At 50.2% G+C, this 15006-nt stretch carries 12 protein-coding genes; 4 read left to right on the forward strand and 8 right to left on the reverse strand.

From position 1 onward, the window contains the following. Positions 1–20: 20 nt before the first annotated feature. Both BEG40_RS02770 and manA read right to left on the reverse strand, forming a co-directional pair. Positions 21–1529: a YdgA family protein gene (locus BEG40_RS02770; RefSeq protein ID WP_105284843.1), complete on the reverse strand. Its 1509-nt coding sequence runs from the start codon at positions 1527–1529 to the stop codon at positions 21–23. Positions 1530–1628: 99 nt separating this feature from the next. Beyond that, positions 1629–2804: a mannose-6-phosphate isomerase gene (manA, locus tag BEG40_RS02775; RefSeq protein ID WP_105284844.1), complete on the reverse strand. Its 1176-nt coding sequence runs from the start codon at positions 2802–2804 to the stop codon at positions 1629–1631. Between the two features lie 198 nt (positions 2805–3002). Between manA and fumB the strand changes: the two genes are divergently transcribed. Together fumB and fumC are read left to right on the forward strand one after the other, a co-directional pair. Continuing rightward, a complete protein-coding gene (fumB, locus tag BEG40_RS02780) occupies positions 3003–4649 on the forward strand; it encodes a class I fumarate hydratase (RefSeq protein WP_000066639.1) in 1647 nt (548 codons plus the stop codon). Between the two features lie 142 nt (positions 4650–4791). After that, the gene (fumC, locus tag BEG40_RS02785; RefSeq protein WP_105284845.1) at positions 4792–6195 is read left to right on the forward strand and encodes a class II fumarate hydratase; all 1404 of its coding nucleotides are present in this window, start codon (positions 4792–4794) and stop codon (positions 6193–6195) included. Here fumC and tus read toward each other — a convergent pair. From tus to rstA, 3 genes are all read right to left on the reverse strand, one after another. Further along, positions 6192–7121, reverse strand: a complete 930-nt coding sequence (tus, locus tag BEG40_RS02790) for a DNA replication terminus site-binding protein (RefSeq protein ID WP_000135176.1) — start codon at positions 7119–7121, stop codon at positions 6192–6194. The two genes, fumC and tus, sit on opposite strands and share 4 nt — an antisense overlap. A 73-nt stretch (positions 7122–7194) precedes the next feature. Further along, positions 7195–8496 (reverse strand): two-component system sensor histidine kinase RstB, encoded by a 1302-nt coding sequence (gene rstB / locus BEG40_RS02795; RefSeq protein WP_016158225.1) that lies wholly within the window; start codon positions 8494–8496, stop codon positions 7195–7197. Between the two features lie 3 nt (positions 8497–8499). Further along, positions 8500–9219 (reverse strand): two-component system response regulator RstA, encoded by a 720-nt coding sequence (gene rstA, locus BEG40_RS02800; RefSeq protein WP_001092493.1) that lies wholly within the window; start codon positions 9217–9219, stop codon positions 8500–8502. A 128-nt stretch (positions 9220–9347) separates the two neighbouring features. Between rstA and BEG40_RS02805 the strand changes: the two genes are divergently transcribed. Then, positions 9348–9683, forward strand: a complete 336-nt coding sequence (locus BEG40_RS02805; protein WP_000524884.1) for a GlpM family protein — start codon at positions 9348–9350, stop codon at positions 9681–9683. Here BEG40_RS02805 and folM read toward each other — a convergent pair. The 3 genes from folM to ydgH form a co-directional block, all read right to left on the reverse strand. Then, a complete protein-coding gene (gene folM, locus BEG40_RS02810; RefSeq protein ID WP_105284846.1) occupies positions 9680–10402 on the reverse strand; it encodes a dihydromonapterin reductase in 723 nt (240 codons plus the stop codon). The genes BEG40_RS02805 and folM overlap by 4 nt on opposite strands. Positions 10403–10438: 36 nt before the next feature. After that, positions 10439–11821 (reverse strand): amino acid permease, encoded by a 1383-nt coding sequence (locus BEG40_RS02815; protein WP_000412363.1) that lies wholly within the window; start codon positions 11819–11821, stop codon positions 10439–10441. A gap of 184 nt (positions 11822–12005) precedes the next feature. Beyond that, positions 12006–12950 carry a DUF1471 family protein YdgH gene (gene ydgH, locus BEG40_RS02825; protein ID WP_105284847.1) on the reverse strand — a complete coding sequence of 315 codons (945 nt, stop codon included), beginning with the start codon at positions 12948–12950 and terminating at the stop codon, positions 12006–12008. Between the two features lie 520 nt (positions 12951–13470). Here ydgH and pntA point away from each other — a divergent pair. Then, positions 13471–15003: a Re/Si-specific NAD(P)(+) transhydrogenase subunit alpha gene (gene pntA, locus BEG40_RS02830; RefSeq protein WP_001219379.1), complete on the forward strand. Its 1533-nt coding sequence runs from the start codon at positions 13471–13473 to the stop codon at positions 15001–15003. The last annotated feature ends 3 nt before the right edge of the window (positions 15004–15006 follow it).

The raw sequence follows: 15006 nt of genomic DNA on the forward strand, positions 1-15006 counted from the left end.
TCCGGCGTTTTGGCAGTGAATTACTGTTGCGGAATGGCTGGTACAGCCGGAACGTTTAATGCTGGCATTGCAAACATACCAACAAAATCTTCCAGCGGCATTTTCTGGCCATTCAACGTGATCTGACCGTTAGCATATTGCAGGCTGGTGGTGATGGTATTGTCCTGCAAGGTGGTCAGACGGAACATCTGACCCATTGCTGATGCACCTTCAACTTGCTGTTTCGCCAGTTTTTTCGCTTGATCTTCCTGATAACCTTCCAGCTTCGCTACCTGGGTCATCAGTTCAGTTGCCATATCAACCGGAATGGTCAGTTTTGCCTCCAGAGACTTAACCGAGCGGTCTACTTCCTGCGCTAGCGTTTGCGGCGCTTCTTTAGTCGTTGCCGGATCTTTCAGGAACAGCGACAGATTCAGCGCACTTTCACCCTGACTGTTTTTCCAGCTTAACGGAGCGACAGTTATCACCGGATCGCCTTTCAACATCAGTGGCAGGGCGCTAAAGAAGGCTTCTGTCACTTTCTCCTGATAAAGTTCGGGATTGTTGGCAATCTCTGGCTGTGCCAGCAGTGCCTGAGTTTGCGCGTTATATTGCTGGCTAAACTGATGCCAGGCTTCGCCATCAATCTGACCGACTTTTAAAGTCAGCTTGCCGCTGCCCAGATCCTGATTCTGTATCTTCAGGCTATTTAGCGAGTAATCCAGTTGGCTATTGATCGTTTTACCGTCATTGACCAGGTCTGATTTACCGCTGATCTCCATGCCTTCCAGCAGTGCCAGTTCTTTGCCTTCCACCGAAATGGTCATTTTTTCCAGTGACAGTTTTTGGTTGCCCACGCGCTCACCAAAACTTGCCAGCGTGCTGGAACCGTCGGTTTTCAGATTATTAAAGGTCAACTGTACTTTCTGGTTGTATTCGTTAACCGCATCTACCCGACCGCTTTGCGCCTCCCCGGAAAGGGAGATAGCTTTGCCGTCTCTGTCTGCATTTAACTGGAATTCGCCGCCGCTAAAGGCGACTTTTTCATCTTTTTGTTCGTAATTCAGTGGCTTGAGAGAGATATCTGAGCTGGAATCACCGCTGTAACCAATGCGGGAGTTAATCTCAAAAGGTGTTTCTCCTTTTGCCATATCAAACAGTGGCTTGCTCACATTGTTGTTGACAAGCGTGGTTTGAATCGACGCCATCGATGGGATCAGGTTCAGTTTTTTCAGCTGAGCCAAGGGAAAGGGACCATGATCAACAGATTCGTTGAAGATGACGCTCTGACCACTTTTAATCCACGGATTTTCTTTCCCGGCAACGGGTTTCACCACCAGTTGTAACTGGCTGCTGAACACGCCGCGATGATAGTTTTGATAACTCACTTCCAGGTTGGATTCAGGAGCCGTCAGCTTAAGTTGCGCATTCGCCTGCGCGACCATGTCCTCGAGATGGGTTTCTATTTTCTTGCCTGTGTACCATGCGCCGCCTGTCCAGACTACGCCGAGCGCAACAATGACGCCTACCGCTACCAGCGATTTATTCATAGTGATTATCCATAAAATGAAATCAGGCGGACTGGCCGCCTGAAGTGTTATAAGCCTTTAATAAGCTTAGCAAGAGATGTTAATTTTTTCAGTAAGCTCTTACAGCTTGTTGTAAACACGGGCTAAACGTCCGTGGCCTTTCACTGTCACCGGTGTCTCGTTGGCGGCAATAAACGCTGACTCACCCGGTTTAAGCTGTAACTGTTGAGAACCTTTACACAGAGTTGCTTCGCCTTCAACGCAGAACAAAATGGCGGCACTTTGCTGGCTGATGGTGGTTTCTTTATCGTTAAGGTCATGCAGCGAGAAGGCAAAATCATCCACCGGAATCGGGAAGTCCAGTTCTGCACCTTGCTTCACCGGCTGGGTCAACAACTGGTTAGCTGGTTTGGCTTCGAACTTCACGTTGGCAACCAGCTCAGGAATATCAATGTATTTAGGCGTCAGACCCGCACGCAGCACGTTATCGGAGTTCGCCATCACTTCCAGCGCCACGCCTTGCAGGTAGGCGTGCGGTGTTTCAGCGAACAGGAACATCGCTTCGCCAGGGTTCAGTTTCACCACATTCAGCAACAGCGGGGAGAACAGACCGCTGTCATCCGGGTAAAATTCAGAAATTAAACGAATCGTTTGCCATGGTTCGCCCTGTTGGCTGTCGAGTGCCGATTTTAAAATCGCCAGCGCGCGGGATTTTTCTTCACTCTGCATATTCAACAGGCTGGCGAACAGTTCGCTTAAACGTTCGGCATCAGGCTGTTGTAAAAAGTGAGCAATTGCCGGATGTGCACCTGCGACCGGCTGGAGCAGGGAGACAATCTCGGAGAACTCACGAAACGCGTTCATCGCGAGGAATGGTGTCAGCGCAAAAACCAGCTCCGGCTTGTGGTTAGGATCTTTATAGTTACGCTCGGCGGCATCCATCGGAATACCTGCGGCATTTTCTTTGGCGAAACCGATTTCAGAATTGTGTTTGTTCGGATGAACCTGAATGGAGAGCGGCTGGGCTGCGCATAATACTTTGAACAGGAAAGGCAGTTCGCCAAAGCGTCTGGCAACGGCCTCTCCGAGCAGAGTCGATTTATCACTCTCAATCACATCACGCAGTGAAACGATATCTCCGGCGGCATTCTGCACTCGTGAACTGCTTTTCGGATGTGCGCCCATCCACAGCTCGGCCATCGGCTGGTTGGACGGATTTTCCATACCATAAAGTTCAGTCAACGCCGTTTTGCTGCCCCAGGCATAGTTTTGCACTGAGTTAATGAGTTTTTGCATGATCAATCCCTGTTTTAATGTGGAAATTAATCCCGCTATTAAAGCAAGAATCCTACGGGAAGTAACCTGGAGCCGCAAAAAGTCGTACTTGTCTCAGTTTTTGTTAAAAAAGTGTGTAGGATATTGTTACTCGCTTTTAACAGGGCAACGGAACACCCGCCCAGAGCATAACCAAACCAGGCAGTAAGTGAGAGAACAATGTCAAACAAACCCTTTCATTATCAGGCTCCTTTCCCACTCAAAAAAGATGATACCGAGTATTACCTGCTGACCAGCGAACACGTTAGCGTATCTGAATTTGAAGGGCAGGAGATTTTGAAAGTTGCGCCAGAAGCGTTAACTCTGCTGGCGCGTCAGGCGTTTCATGATGCGTCATTTATGCTGCGTCCGGCTCACCAACAACAGGTGGCCGACATTCTGCGTGACCCGGAAGCCAGCGAAAACGATAAATATGTGGCGCTGCAATTCCTGCGAAACTCCGATATCGCGGCAAAAGGCGTTCTGCCAACCTGTCAGGATACCGGCACCGCGATTATCGTTGGTAAAAAAGGGCAGCGCGTATGGACAGGTGGTGGCGACGAAGCGGCTTTGGCGCGCGGTGTCTATAACACCTATATCGAAGATAATTTGCGCTACTCGCAAAACGCGCCGCTGGACATGTATAAAGAGGTGAATACCGGCACCAACCTGCCAGCGCAGATCGATCTTTATGCCGTTGATGGCGACGAGTACAAATTCCTCTGTATTGCCAAAGGTGGCGGTTCGGCAAACAAAACGTATCTTTATCAGGAAACCAAAGCGTTACTGACGCCGGGGAAACTGAAAAATTATCTGGTTGAGAAAATGCGCACGCTGGGGACGGCGGCCTGTCCTCCGTATCACATTGCGTTCGTTATTGGCGGAACTTCTGCGGAAACTAACCTTAAAACGGTAAAACTGGCTTCCGCTAAATACTATGACGAACTGCCAACGGAAGGGAATGAGCACGGTCAGGCTTTCCGCGATGTGGAGCTGGAAAAAGAATTGCTGATCGAAGCGCAAAATCTTGGTCTGGGGGCGCAGTTTGGTGGTAAATACTTCGCTCACGATATCCGCGTGATTCGCCTGCCGCGTCATGGCGCATCCTGCCCGGTTGGTATGGGCGTTTCCTGTTCCGCTGACCGTAATATTAAAGCGAAGATCAACCGTCAGGGGATCTGGATCGAAAAACTGGAACATAATCCAGGCAAATATATCCCTGAAGAATTGCGTAAAGCGGGAGAAGGCGAGGCGGTGCGCGTAGACCTTAATCGTCCGATGAAAGAGATCCTTGCTCAGTTGTCGCAATATCCTGTTTCTACGCGATTGTCGCTTAACGGTACTATCATCGTCGGTCGTGATATCGCCCACGCCAAACTGAAAGAGCGCATGGACAACGGCGAAGGGCTACCGCAATACATCAAAGATCACCCGATTTACTACGCGGGGCCGGCAAAAACGCCGGAAGGTTATGCCTCCGGTTCTCTTGGTCCAACAACCGCCGGACGGATGGATTCTTATGTCGATCAACTGCAAGCGCAGGGCGGAAGTATGATCATGCTGGCGAAAGGCAACCGCAGCCAGCAGGTGACGGATGCCTGTAAAAAACACGGTGGCTTCTACCTCGGCAGTATTGGCGGCCCGGCGGCAGTGCTGGCGCAGGGTAGTATTAAGAGTCTGGAATGTGTTGAGTATCCTGAACTGGGAATGGAAGCTATCTGGAAAATCGAAGTGGAAGATTTCCCGGCGTTTATTCTAGTGGATGATAAAGGAAATGACTTCTTCCAGCAGATACAGCTCACGCAGTGCACCCGCTGCGTGAAATAAACAGAGCCGTCCTTCGGGGCGGCTTTTTTACATGGCACGAAAGACCAAACATTTGTTATCAAATAGTAAATAATGAGTGAGCTAAAAGTTGCTTAACGTAAGCAAAACAGAAAGAAAAAATTAATCAGGTGAGGAGCAGTCCATGAAAACAGTACGCAGCGAAAAAGATTCGATGGGTGCGATCGATGTCCCGGCAGATAAGCTGTGGGGCGCACAAACTCAACGCTCGCTGGAGCATTTCCGCATTTCGACGGAGAAAATGCCAACCTCACTGATTCATGCGCTGGCGCTAACCAAGCGCGCAGCGGCAAAAGTTAATGAAGATTTAGGCTTGCTGTCCGAAGAGAAAGCGAGTGCCATTCGTCAGGCGGCAGATGAAGTGCTGGCGGGACAGCATGACGATGAATTTCCGCTGGCTATCTGGCAGACCGGTTCCGGTACGCAAAGCAATATGAATATGAACGAAGTGCTGGCTAACCGGGCGAGCGAATTGCTCGGCGGCGTGCGCGGGATGGAACGTAAAGTTCACCCTAACGACGACGTGAACAAAAGCCAAAGTTCCAATGATGTCTTTCCGACAGTGATGCATGTTGCGGCGCTGCTGGCGCTGCGCAAGCAACTCATTCCGCAGCTTAAAACACTGACACAAACGCTGAGTGAGAAATCGCGCGCATTTGCCGATATCGTCAAAATCGGTCGTACCCACTTGCAGGACGCCACGCCGCTGACGCTGGGGCAGGAGATTTCTGGCTGGGTAGCGATGCTGGAGCATAATCTCAAACATATCGAGTACAGTCTGCCGCACGTGGCGGAACTGGCGCTGGGTGGTACAGCAGTAGGGACGGGGCTGAATACTCATCCGGAATATGCGCGTCGCGTTGCGGATGAACTTTCGGTAATTACCTGCGCGCCGTTTGTTACCGCCCCGAACAAATTTGAAGCTCTGGCGACCTGTGATGCGCTGGTTCAGGCGCACGGCGCCTTGAAAGGGTTGGCTGCGTCACTGATGAAAATTGCCAATGACGTCCGTTGGCTGGCATCTGGCCCTCGCTGCGGAATTGGTGAAATCTCAATCCCGGAAAACGAGCCGGGCAGTTCAATCATGCCTGGGAAAGTGAACCCAACGCAGTGTGAAGCGTTAACCATGCTTTGCTGTCAGGTGATGGGGAACGACGTGGCGATCAACATGGGTGGCGCTTCCGGAAACTTTGAACTGAACGTCTTCCGTCCGATGGTTATCCACAATTTCCTGCAATCGGTACGCTTGCTGGCAGATGGCATGGAAAGTTTTAACAAACACTGTGCAGTGGGGATTGAGCCGAATCGTGAGCGAATCAATCAATTACTCAATGAATCGCTGATGCTGGTGACCGCACTCAACACCCACATTGGCTATGACAAAGCCGCCGAGATTGCCAAAAAGGCGCATAAAGAAGAGCTGACCTTAAAAGCCGCAGCCCTTGCGCTGGGCTATCTTAGCGAAGCCGAGTTTGACAGCTGGGTACGACCAGAACAGATGGTCGGTAGCATGAAAGCAGGGCGTTAATCTGCAACATACAGGTGCAGCCGTGGGATGATCAAACGAAGCGGCTGCGCCTGCGGTTTATAACGGTGCTGCACATTGTCGGCATCGTAATTCAACAACTCGCCAACGTCCGGCACGCCCGCGCCATTATCCCGATTAATCAGTGCAATCAGAGGCGTCGGGCAGGCGTGTTGTACCTGTTTTTGATCTCCCTTGTACCAGACGCGGGCAATCGGCTGCACCTTCACCGGACGTTTGATTTTTAACTTCGCGTCCTGTGGCAGGGCGGCAATATCCTGATATTCACGCTCCAGTTTTCCCTGCCACTCCTCACGCGTCCACGGTGCGACGCTGCGGGGTGATTTCAGACTTTTTTCCAGCTGCGCCAGCACTTCATCACGACGTAAATTTTTAATGATATGTTTATTCGCCCAGCCAAAACGTAAAGTTGCGGGGTCATGCAGAACGGTGAGGGTGCGGTAAGCGTTAAGTGTGATCAGCCCCGGCAAATGGCGATGCACCCATTCAAAACGCGCCGCCGTAGGAAGTTCTGACTCAACCGTGACGATATGCTCGAAAGTGGTTTTAAGTTGATTGATGCGCTGAATATGACTTACCAGCGCCGCTTGTGAAAGATTATCGACCTGATAACACAACACGCCGGGCAGACGAACAGCGGCCTTGCTGCTGCGATTTTCAGACTGTTGCTGAATAAACAAATGGCGGAAATGACGTAACGCGAGCGCCTGCGCCTCTTTGCCGAGATGTTGCTTAACTTCAATGCAGTTCAGCGGATTATGCTCATCTTCTTTTTTGACTTCCGGTAAAGAGAACACCCGGGCAACCAGCAACTTGTGCTGTTCGAGCTCAGCGGCAAATGCGGCCAGTTCTTGCTCCATCTGGCGAAAGGTAGTATTGAGTCGATCTACGAGATCGTAACGAGCCATAAAATCACCACTTAGTTACAACATACTTATTTTATAGCACAGTGGCGACGGCTTGACCACCGTGCGCGTAGCGTCAGGCAGAGGTAAATTGCGCAATGTTGTGCCATAACGGCCAGCTAAACGAGAAGCGGGCACCACCCAGTTCGCTGGTATCACAATTAACCGTTCCGCCCATAGCCAGCGCAATAGAGCGGACAATTGCCAGTCCCAGCCCGCAGCCGCCGGTTGCACGGTCACGGCTGGGGTCGAGGCGAACAAAGGGTTCAAAAATATGTTCTCGATCCTGTGGTGCAATCCCTGCACCATCATCTTCAACAATTAATGTCGCTCTGTTTCCTGTCAGTAGCAGGCTGGTTTCAACGGTTGAATGGCAGTAGCGCAGGGCGTTATTGAGCAAGTTATCCAGCACGCGCTCCATTAAGCGCATATCCAGCGCCGCATAATGACCTTGTATGATGGTTTTTATCCGTACCGTTTTATCGGGAGTTAGCGCCTGAATGTCGGTCAGATGTGTTGACAGCCACAACGGCAGGTCTGGTTCGCTAAGATGGAGCTCATTTTGCGGGCGATCGAGTCGAGCATAAGTCAGCAGTTCTTCAATTAAAGCTTCCAGTTGGCTGATATCGCGATTCAATGCCTGGGATTCTGTTGCGCTCAGGTTATCGCTCATCTCCAGTCGATAACGCAGGCGCACTAACGGCGTTCGCAGTTCGTGGGCGATACCGTCGATAAGCTGTTTTTTGCTGGCAATCAAGGCGTTGATATTGTCCGCCATCTGGTTAAACGCCACGCCAAGTCGTTCAAAACTCGAACCATCATCAAAGTGAATACGTTCATTGAGATGCCCATCGCCAAATCGTTGTGCCGCTGCTTCCAGTTTTAGCATGTCCTGCCAGTGCGGACGCATCCAGATAAACACCGGAAAGGCGAGGGAGATGGCAATAAAAGCGATCAGCGCGATATCCAGTAATCGCATTTGATGGAGGTAATAAAGATAAGGCACGGGACCGACTGCCAGCACGTAGTGGCTGCGCGGTATACGTTGCAAAAAAGTGTACTGATCGTCCAGGGCGACAATTTCGCCGCCATGCAGCCGATGCATGGAGATTTCATCGAGATGATATTTACTCAACGGTTCGACGCGCAGATCAAAAGAGAGATTTAAATCCATCTCCTTCAGTGTTTTCCCCCAGTCGTGCGGGGGGATCTCGCGCAATTCACTACGCATCAGGTATAGCGAACTGTTCATCAAATCATCCAGCGACTGTTTGCCCGCGCGTTCGGCGGTAAATTTGTACACCAGCCCAACCAACAGGGACATCACCAGAAAGCAGACAAACAGTAAAAGATAAAACTGGATAAACAGTTTTTTCATCGCTTATTCCCACGCATGAGGCGCAAACAGATAGCCTTTGTTTCGCACGGTTTTAATGCGATAAGGTTCGGCAGCGTTATCGCGCAGTTTTTTTCTTAACCGCGAAATAGCCACGTCCACGCTACGATCCAGACCGTCATAGCTGACGCCGCGTAAATTTTTCAACAACGCATCTCTGTCCATAATTTGCCCCGCGTGGGTGGCTAACTCCCAGAGCAGTTCAAAATCGGCGGTAGAAAGTGAAATTTCACGGTTAGCAAGCGTAACTACACGGTTAATGGGATCGATGGTCAACGTACCGAAATGCAATGCCTTGTAAGGAGTAAGAGGTGCTTCTTGTATACCTTTGGTCAGCGTGGTTTGCTCATTCTGACGCAAATGTAAACGTAACCGCGCCAGCAGGACTGCGGGGGGCGTCGTTTTGAGAATATAGTCGCAGGCGCCCATTTCCAGAGCCAGAATGTGGTTCATATCACTATCGAGAGATGTCAGCAGAACTATAGGCCCGCTCCATTTAGTGCGTAAATCACGACAGACAGTCATGCCGTCCTTGCCTGGTAGCATGATATCGAGGAGCACCAGATCCGGATTTTCCCGCAGAATTGTTTCTTCTGCATGGTCGCCGCGAGGTTCAATGGTTACCTGTATATCATGTTTCGCCAAATACGCGGCAATCAGTGAACCGACTTCTGCGTCATCTTCCACAAATACGATAGTGTTCATATTATTCACGGTAGATATAAAAACGTCACAATACACCGCGTTGTTTTTACTTACTATCAATCGTTCCTAAACAAGTTTGCATCAGGTATTCTACGGATGACTTGTTATGGAAGTGTTAAGGTAAAAAGATGGGGCTGGTAATCAAAGCCGCGCTTGGTGCGCTGGTGGTGGTGTTAATTGGTGTATTAGCAAAAACGAAAAATTACTATATCGCCGGGCTGATTCCGCTTTTCCCGACCTTTGCGCTTATTGCGCATTATATTGTTGCCAGCGAACGCGGCATTGAAGCCTTACGCGCAACCATCATTTTCAGCATGTGGTCGATTATTCCCTATTTTGTTTACCTGGCGTCGCTGTGGTATTTCACCGGAATAATGCGCTTGCCCGCTGCTTTTGTGGGTTCCGTTGCGTGCTGGGGGATAAGCGCATGGGTGTTGATTATATGCTGGATGAAGCTGCATTAACGCAGATGTCGACCGCCATCAAGCGGAAAACTGCGTCCGGTAACAAAGCAACTGGTGAGTAAATAATCGACCAGATCGATCACTTCTTTCTCACCAGGCGCGGTTTTCATCAGTGATTTATTCAGCGCCTGTTGACGATATTCAGCATCATCATGCTCATTAAACAGGATCAGCGATGGCGCGATAGAATTCACTTTCACTTCCGGTGCCAGCTTGCGGGCAAATGAGCGGGTCATATTATCCAGCGCCGCTTTGCTCGCAGCATAGGCAATATGTTTGTCGCTTCCGCGCTCCACCACATAATCGGTAAAGTGAATGATATCGCTGGCGGCGTGTCCGTGCCCACGCAGTAATCTTTCCAGAGCGTGGTTAAGAAGGTATGGAGTATTAACGTGGATCTGCATCATGCTGGCCAGCACGTCAGTCAGTGGCGTACCTGGTTTTTCAGCCATCCACGCGCTGGCGTTATGCAAAATAGCACGCAGGCCGTGGGTGCTTTTTAGTACCTCATCGGCAAACGCCATCACACCGTCGTTGGTTGAAAAATCAGCCTGAATACATTGCGCACCCGCATTAATCAGCCCATCAATGGCAGGATAGTGCGTCCGATAGCTGACAATCACCGGTTGCTTTTGATTAATGAAATGCCAGGCGAGGGCGAGGCCAATGCGACGGCCTCCGCCAGTAATTAATATTGGCAAGGGGTGGGGTTTACCCATCGTTATCTCCTTTGCTATCCAACGATGGGACGAACGTTATCCCACCAGCATCCAGGTCGCCGGAACTGCGGCAATTAACAACATGCTAATTAGCATCATTTCCTGACGATTCAGTACATTATCATGTGTATGCGTTTTACGCGCGTACAGGAATACCAGAAGCCCAGGTGCATACAGAACGACGGACAACAGCAGGTGCATTGGGCCAGAGGCGTACAATAACCATAAGCCATAAATGCAGGCACCGATACCTACTGCTTTATGCAGTGGACGGGTAGCGATTTTCAGCAGGAACGCGCCAACCAGGAAATAGGGCACCAGAATCATTTCTGAGGCGATGGTCAGCAATGTGTTGTAATCGGAACCGGTTAGCCAGATGAGTACCAGGCAAATTTGCACGCAGATGTTGGTCAGCCACAGTGAGGCAGACGGCGCAGCTTGCGCATTCTGGCGAGCAAAAATGCGCGGGAATGCTTTATGTGTGGCCGCCAGGAAGGGGACTTCTGCCGCCATAATGGTCCAGCTTAAGTACGCGCCGCAAACGGAAACGATCAGTCCGGCAGCGATGATAATCTCGCCCCACGGCCCCATCATTTTCACCATCAGGCCGGCCATAGACGGGTTACGGATTTCAGCCAGTTCCGGGCGTGCTACCACGCCCAGCGAAAGCAGTGTTACCAGTAAATAAACGCCCAGCGCGGAAAGTACCGCCAGAAGTGTTGCTTTGCCGACATCATGTTTATTACGCGCTCGCGCAGAAACGACCACTGCACCTTCCACGCCAATGAATACCCACAGTGTGATCAACATTGTGTTTTTCACTTGTTCCCATACTGGTATGCCAAGTGCAAGGCCAGTGAAGTCGAGTTTGAAGGTGTCCAGTTTGAACATCATCATCGCCAGCACAATAAACAGACCTAGCGGCAATAATTTTGCCAACGTCGCCACCAGGTTAATGCTGGCAGCAGTCTGCACGCCGCGCAGGATCAAAAAGTGAACAATCCATAATAAGGCGGATGCACCGACAATCGATTGCCAGGTATTGCCATCGCCAAACAGGCGCAATTCCGGCGTGTCAGTAAAAAAGCTTAATGCGGAAAAGACGATGACCAGATAGGAGACGTTGGCGATAACTGCGCACAGCCAGTATCCCCATGCAGAGCAGAAACCGATCAGTTCGCCAAACCCTTCACGGGCATAGGTAAAGATACCGCCGTCAAGGTCGGGACGAATACGCGTCAGGATCAGCATCGCGAAGGCCAGTAATAAAATCCCTGCGCCGGTGATACCCCAGCCGATCAATAATGCTGCCGGGCTGGCTACCGCCGCCATATTTTGCGGCAGACTGAAAACACCTGCGCCCAGCATTGAGCTTAATACCAGCGCAGTGAGCGCGCTCAGTCCCAGTTTCTTTTCCATCTGTATCCAGTGATCAAAACGTGTTCGGAAGAATAAATATTAGGACAAAACGCATAAAAATGGTGTTTGTCACTAAGGCGCGGGATTTTACGAAGAGATGTATCGTCATGCAATGGTTAGGGGAAAATTTGTGACTAAAAATGCTAAAGGCGGCATAAAGCCGCCTTATCGTGATACTGAATAGTTATTTATACAGGTCTGCGCTGATGGTCAGGTTATTGCCACGTTCCTGCCACTGGCGGGTGATGTGGTAATACTTAGCCCCTTTCTTCGCGGCACGTTTAGCAACCTGGTAGGAAACTTCGGTCATGTTGCCGTAGTTACCTGAGAACTTAATGCTGTCGAACGGCACCATCATCGCTGCGGTCGCTTTGTTCAGTTCTTCTACTTTAGTGCCGTCAGGTAGCGTGACAGTGTAACGTCCGCCTTTTGATGACTGGGTTTCAAAGAAGCGACCGACTTCGGAACTTGGTGACGCAGTAGTGGCAACGCCAGGGATTTCAACTTTCTTCGCAGCTTCGCCACCGGCAGCCAGGGCTGCACGTCCCGCGTCGGAATCCGCCGGGATCACATCCGGGCTTTGTACTACGCGTTTCTTAGCATCTTTTTTATAGATGAATGCGGTAATACGCTGGTTGCCGCCCTGGTTGGCATCGATTTGACGAACAATATAGAAAGAGTATGCGTCTTTTGCTTTCGCCGCTTTGGTGATGGCGTCATTGACTTCAGGCTGGCTACGGTAAAAGCCCTGGACGGTAACTGTATCAAACGGTTCGATCAGAACGGCCTGGTCTTTGGGCAGTTCCACCACGCCATTAATCACGCGATTTTTTTCGGTTTCTGCTTTTTCAGCATCAGACTTATAGAGATCGGCAACTACACGCCAGTTACCGCTGTTACCGAAATCTGACGTATCGACAACATAAAAAGAGGCTGCGCCTTCTTTATCAGCGCGGCGGGATACGGCTTTCACCGCCTCGCCAATGGCATTGAAACGTCCGGTAACCACTACACGGTCAAAAGGTTTAACCGCTGCCGCTTGCTCCGGTGTCAGTTCTGTTGCTGCGTTAACGGAGAATGCCGTAGCAGAAAGCAGTGCCGACGCCAGGAGGGTGTTCTTAAGCTTCATAAAAATAATCCTTCGCCTTGCGCAAACCAGGTACTGGTATTGTTATTAACGAGAAACGTGGCTGATTATTGCATTTAAACGGTGTAACTGTCTGCGTCATTTTTCATATCAGACTTCTTGATTTGATTTTAAACCTGTTCGAATAACCATGTGTGATTAAAAAGTGAGCGCAGTGGCATAGGCGGCTGAAATGGCTGAATTGTATAAGTTAATTTAATGTTAACTGGTGGCTTGCAACGGGGTGATCTCATGTTTTACCTGGCTATTGAAGACAATTATCGCCCTTTATCTTGTGTTCTATGGTGTTTATCCCACTATCAAGGCTGAATCGTTAATATTTTTCGAGTTAACGCCGAAATACTGATTTTTGGCGCTAGATCACAGGCATTATTTTCAGTACGTTATAGACGTTTGTTACTAATTTATTTTAACGGAGTAACATTTAGCTCGTTCATGAGCGGCTTGTGTACCTTGAAACACAGGCAAACCATCATCAATAAAACCGATGGAAGGGAATATCATGCGAATTGGCATACCAAGAGAACGGTTAACCAATGAAACCCGTGTTGCAGCAACGCCAAAAACAGTGGAACAGTTGCTGAAACTAGGTTTTACCGTCGCGGTAGAGAGCGGCGCGGGTCAACTGGCGAGTTTTGACGATAAAGCGTTTGTGCAAGCGGGCGCTGAAATAGTAGAAGGGAATAACGTCTGGCAGTCAGAGATCATTCTGAAGGTCAATGCACCGTTAGATGATGAAATTGCACTGCTGAATCCAGGTACAACGCTGGTAAGTTTTATCTGGCCTGCGCAGAATCCGGAACTAATGCAAAAACTTGCGGAACGTAACGTCACCGTGATGGCGATGGACTCCGTACCGCGTATTTCTCGCGCCCAGTCGCTGGACGCGTTAAGTTCGATGGCGAATATCGCAGGTTATCGCGCTATTGTCGAAGCAGCTCATGAGTTTGGTCGCTTTTTTACCGGACAAATCACTGCGGCAGGTAAAGTGCCGCCGGCAAAAGTCATGGTGATTGGTGCGGGTGTTGCTGGTCTGGCGGCCATTGGTGCAGCAAACAGCCTCGGCGCAATTGTGCGTGCGTTCGATACTCGTCCGGAAGTGAAAGAACAAGTTCAGAGTATGGGCGCGGAATTCCTCGAACTGGATTTTAAAGAGGAAGCAGGCAGCGGCGATGGCTATGCCAAAGTGATGTCGGAAGCGTTCATCAAAGCGGAAATGGAGCTTTTTGCTGCGCAGGCAAAAGACGTCGATATCATTGTTACCACTGCGCTGATTCCAGGCAAACCGGCACCGAAACTGATTACCCGTGAAATGGTGGACTCCATGAAGTCGGGCAGTGTGATTGTCGATCTGGCAGCACAAAACGGCGGTAACTGTGAATACACCGTGCCGGGGCAAATCTTCACCACTGAAAATGGCGTCAAAGTCATTGGTTATACCGATCTTCCGGGGCGTCTGCCGACGCAATCCTCACAGCTTTATGGCACCAACCTCGTCAATCTGCTGAAACTGTTGTGCAAAGAGAAAGACGGCAACATTACTGTTGATTTTGATGATGTGGTGATTCGTGGTGTGACCGTGATCCGTGCGGGTGAAATTACCTGGCCGGCGCCGCCGATTCAGGTTTCAGCCCAGCCGCAGGCAGCGCAGAAAGCAGCACCGGAAGTCAAAACCGAGGAAAAATGTGCCTGTTCGCCGTGGCGTAAATACGCCTTGATGGCGCTGGCAATTATCCTTTTCGGCTGGCTGGCAAATGTTGCACCGAAAGAGTTCCTCGGACACTTCACCGTGTTCGCGCTGGCGTGCGTTGTCGGCTATTACGTGGTGTGGAATGTATCGCACGCGTTACATACACCGTTGATGTCGGTCACCAATGCGATTTCAGGGATTATTGTTGTCGGAGCACTTTTACAGATTGGCCAGGGCGGCTGGGTTAGCTTCCTTAGTTTTATCGCGGTGCTTATAGCCAGCATTAATATTTTCGGTGGCTTCACCGTGACTCAGCGTATGCTGAAAATGTTTCGCAAAAACTAAGGG

The organism is Escherichia sp. MOD1-EC5495 (assembly GCF_002965965.1).
Classification (GTDB): domain Bacteria; phylum Pseudomonadota; class Gammaproteobacteria; order Enterobacterales; family Enterobacteriaceae; genus Escherichia; species Escherichia ruysiae.

Coding starts and splice junctions, on each gene's coding strand:
- BEG40_RS02770 (WP_105284843.1), bottom strand. CDS start 1,529: ATGAATAAATCGCTGGTAGCGGTAGGCGTCATTGTTGCGCTCGGCGTA.
- manA (WP_105284844.1), bottom strand. CDS start 2,804: ATGCAAAAACTCATTAACTCAGTGCAAAACTATGCCTGGGGCAGCAAA.
- fumB (WP_000066639.1), top strand. CDS start 3,003: ATGTCAAACAAACCCTTTCATTATCAGGCTCCTTTCCCACTCAAAAAA.
- fumC (WP_105284845.1), top strand. CDS start 4,792: ATGAAAACAGTACGCAGCGAAAAAGATTCGATGGGTGCGATCGATGTC.
- tus (WP_000135176.1), bottom strand. CDS start 7,121: ATGGCTCGTTACGATCTCGTAGATCGACTCAATACTACCTTTCGCCAG.
- rstB (WP_016158225.1), bottom strand. CDS start 8,496: ATGAAAAAACTGTTTATCCAGTTTTATCTTTTACTGTTTGTCTGCTTT.
- rstA (WP_001092493.1), bottom strand. CDS start 9,219: ATGAACACTATCGTATTTGTGGAAGATGACGCAGAAGTCGGTTCACTG.
- BEG40_RS02805 (WP_000524884.1), top strand. CDS start 9,348: ATGGGGCTGGTAATCAAAGCCGCGCTTGGTGCGCTGGTGGTGGTGTTA.
- folM (WP_105284846.1), bottom strand. CDS start 10,402: ATGGGTAAACCCCACCCCTTGCCAATATTAATTACTGGCGGAGGCCGT.
- BEG40_RS02815 (WP_000412363.1), bottom strand. CDS start 11,821: ATGGAAAAGAAACTGGGACTGAGCGCGCTCACTGCGCTGGTATTAAGC.
- ydgH (WP_105284847.1), bottom strand. CDS start 12,950: ATGAAGCTTAAGAACACCCTCCTGGCGTCGGCACTGCTTTCTGCTACG.
- pntA (WP_001219379.1), top strand. CDS start 13,471: ATGCGAATTGGCATACCAAGAGAACGGTTAACCAATGAAACCCGTGTT.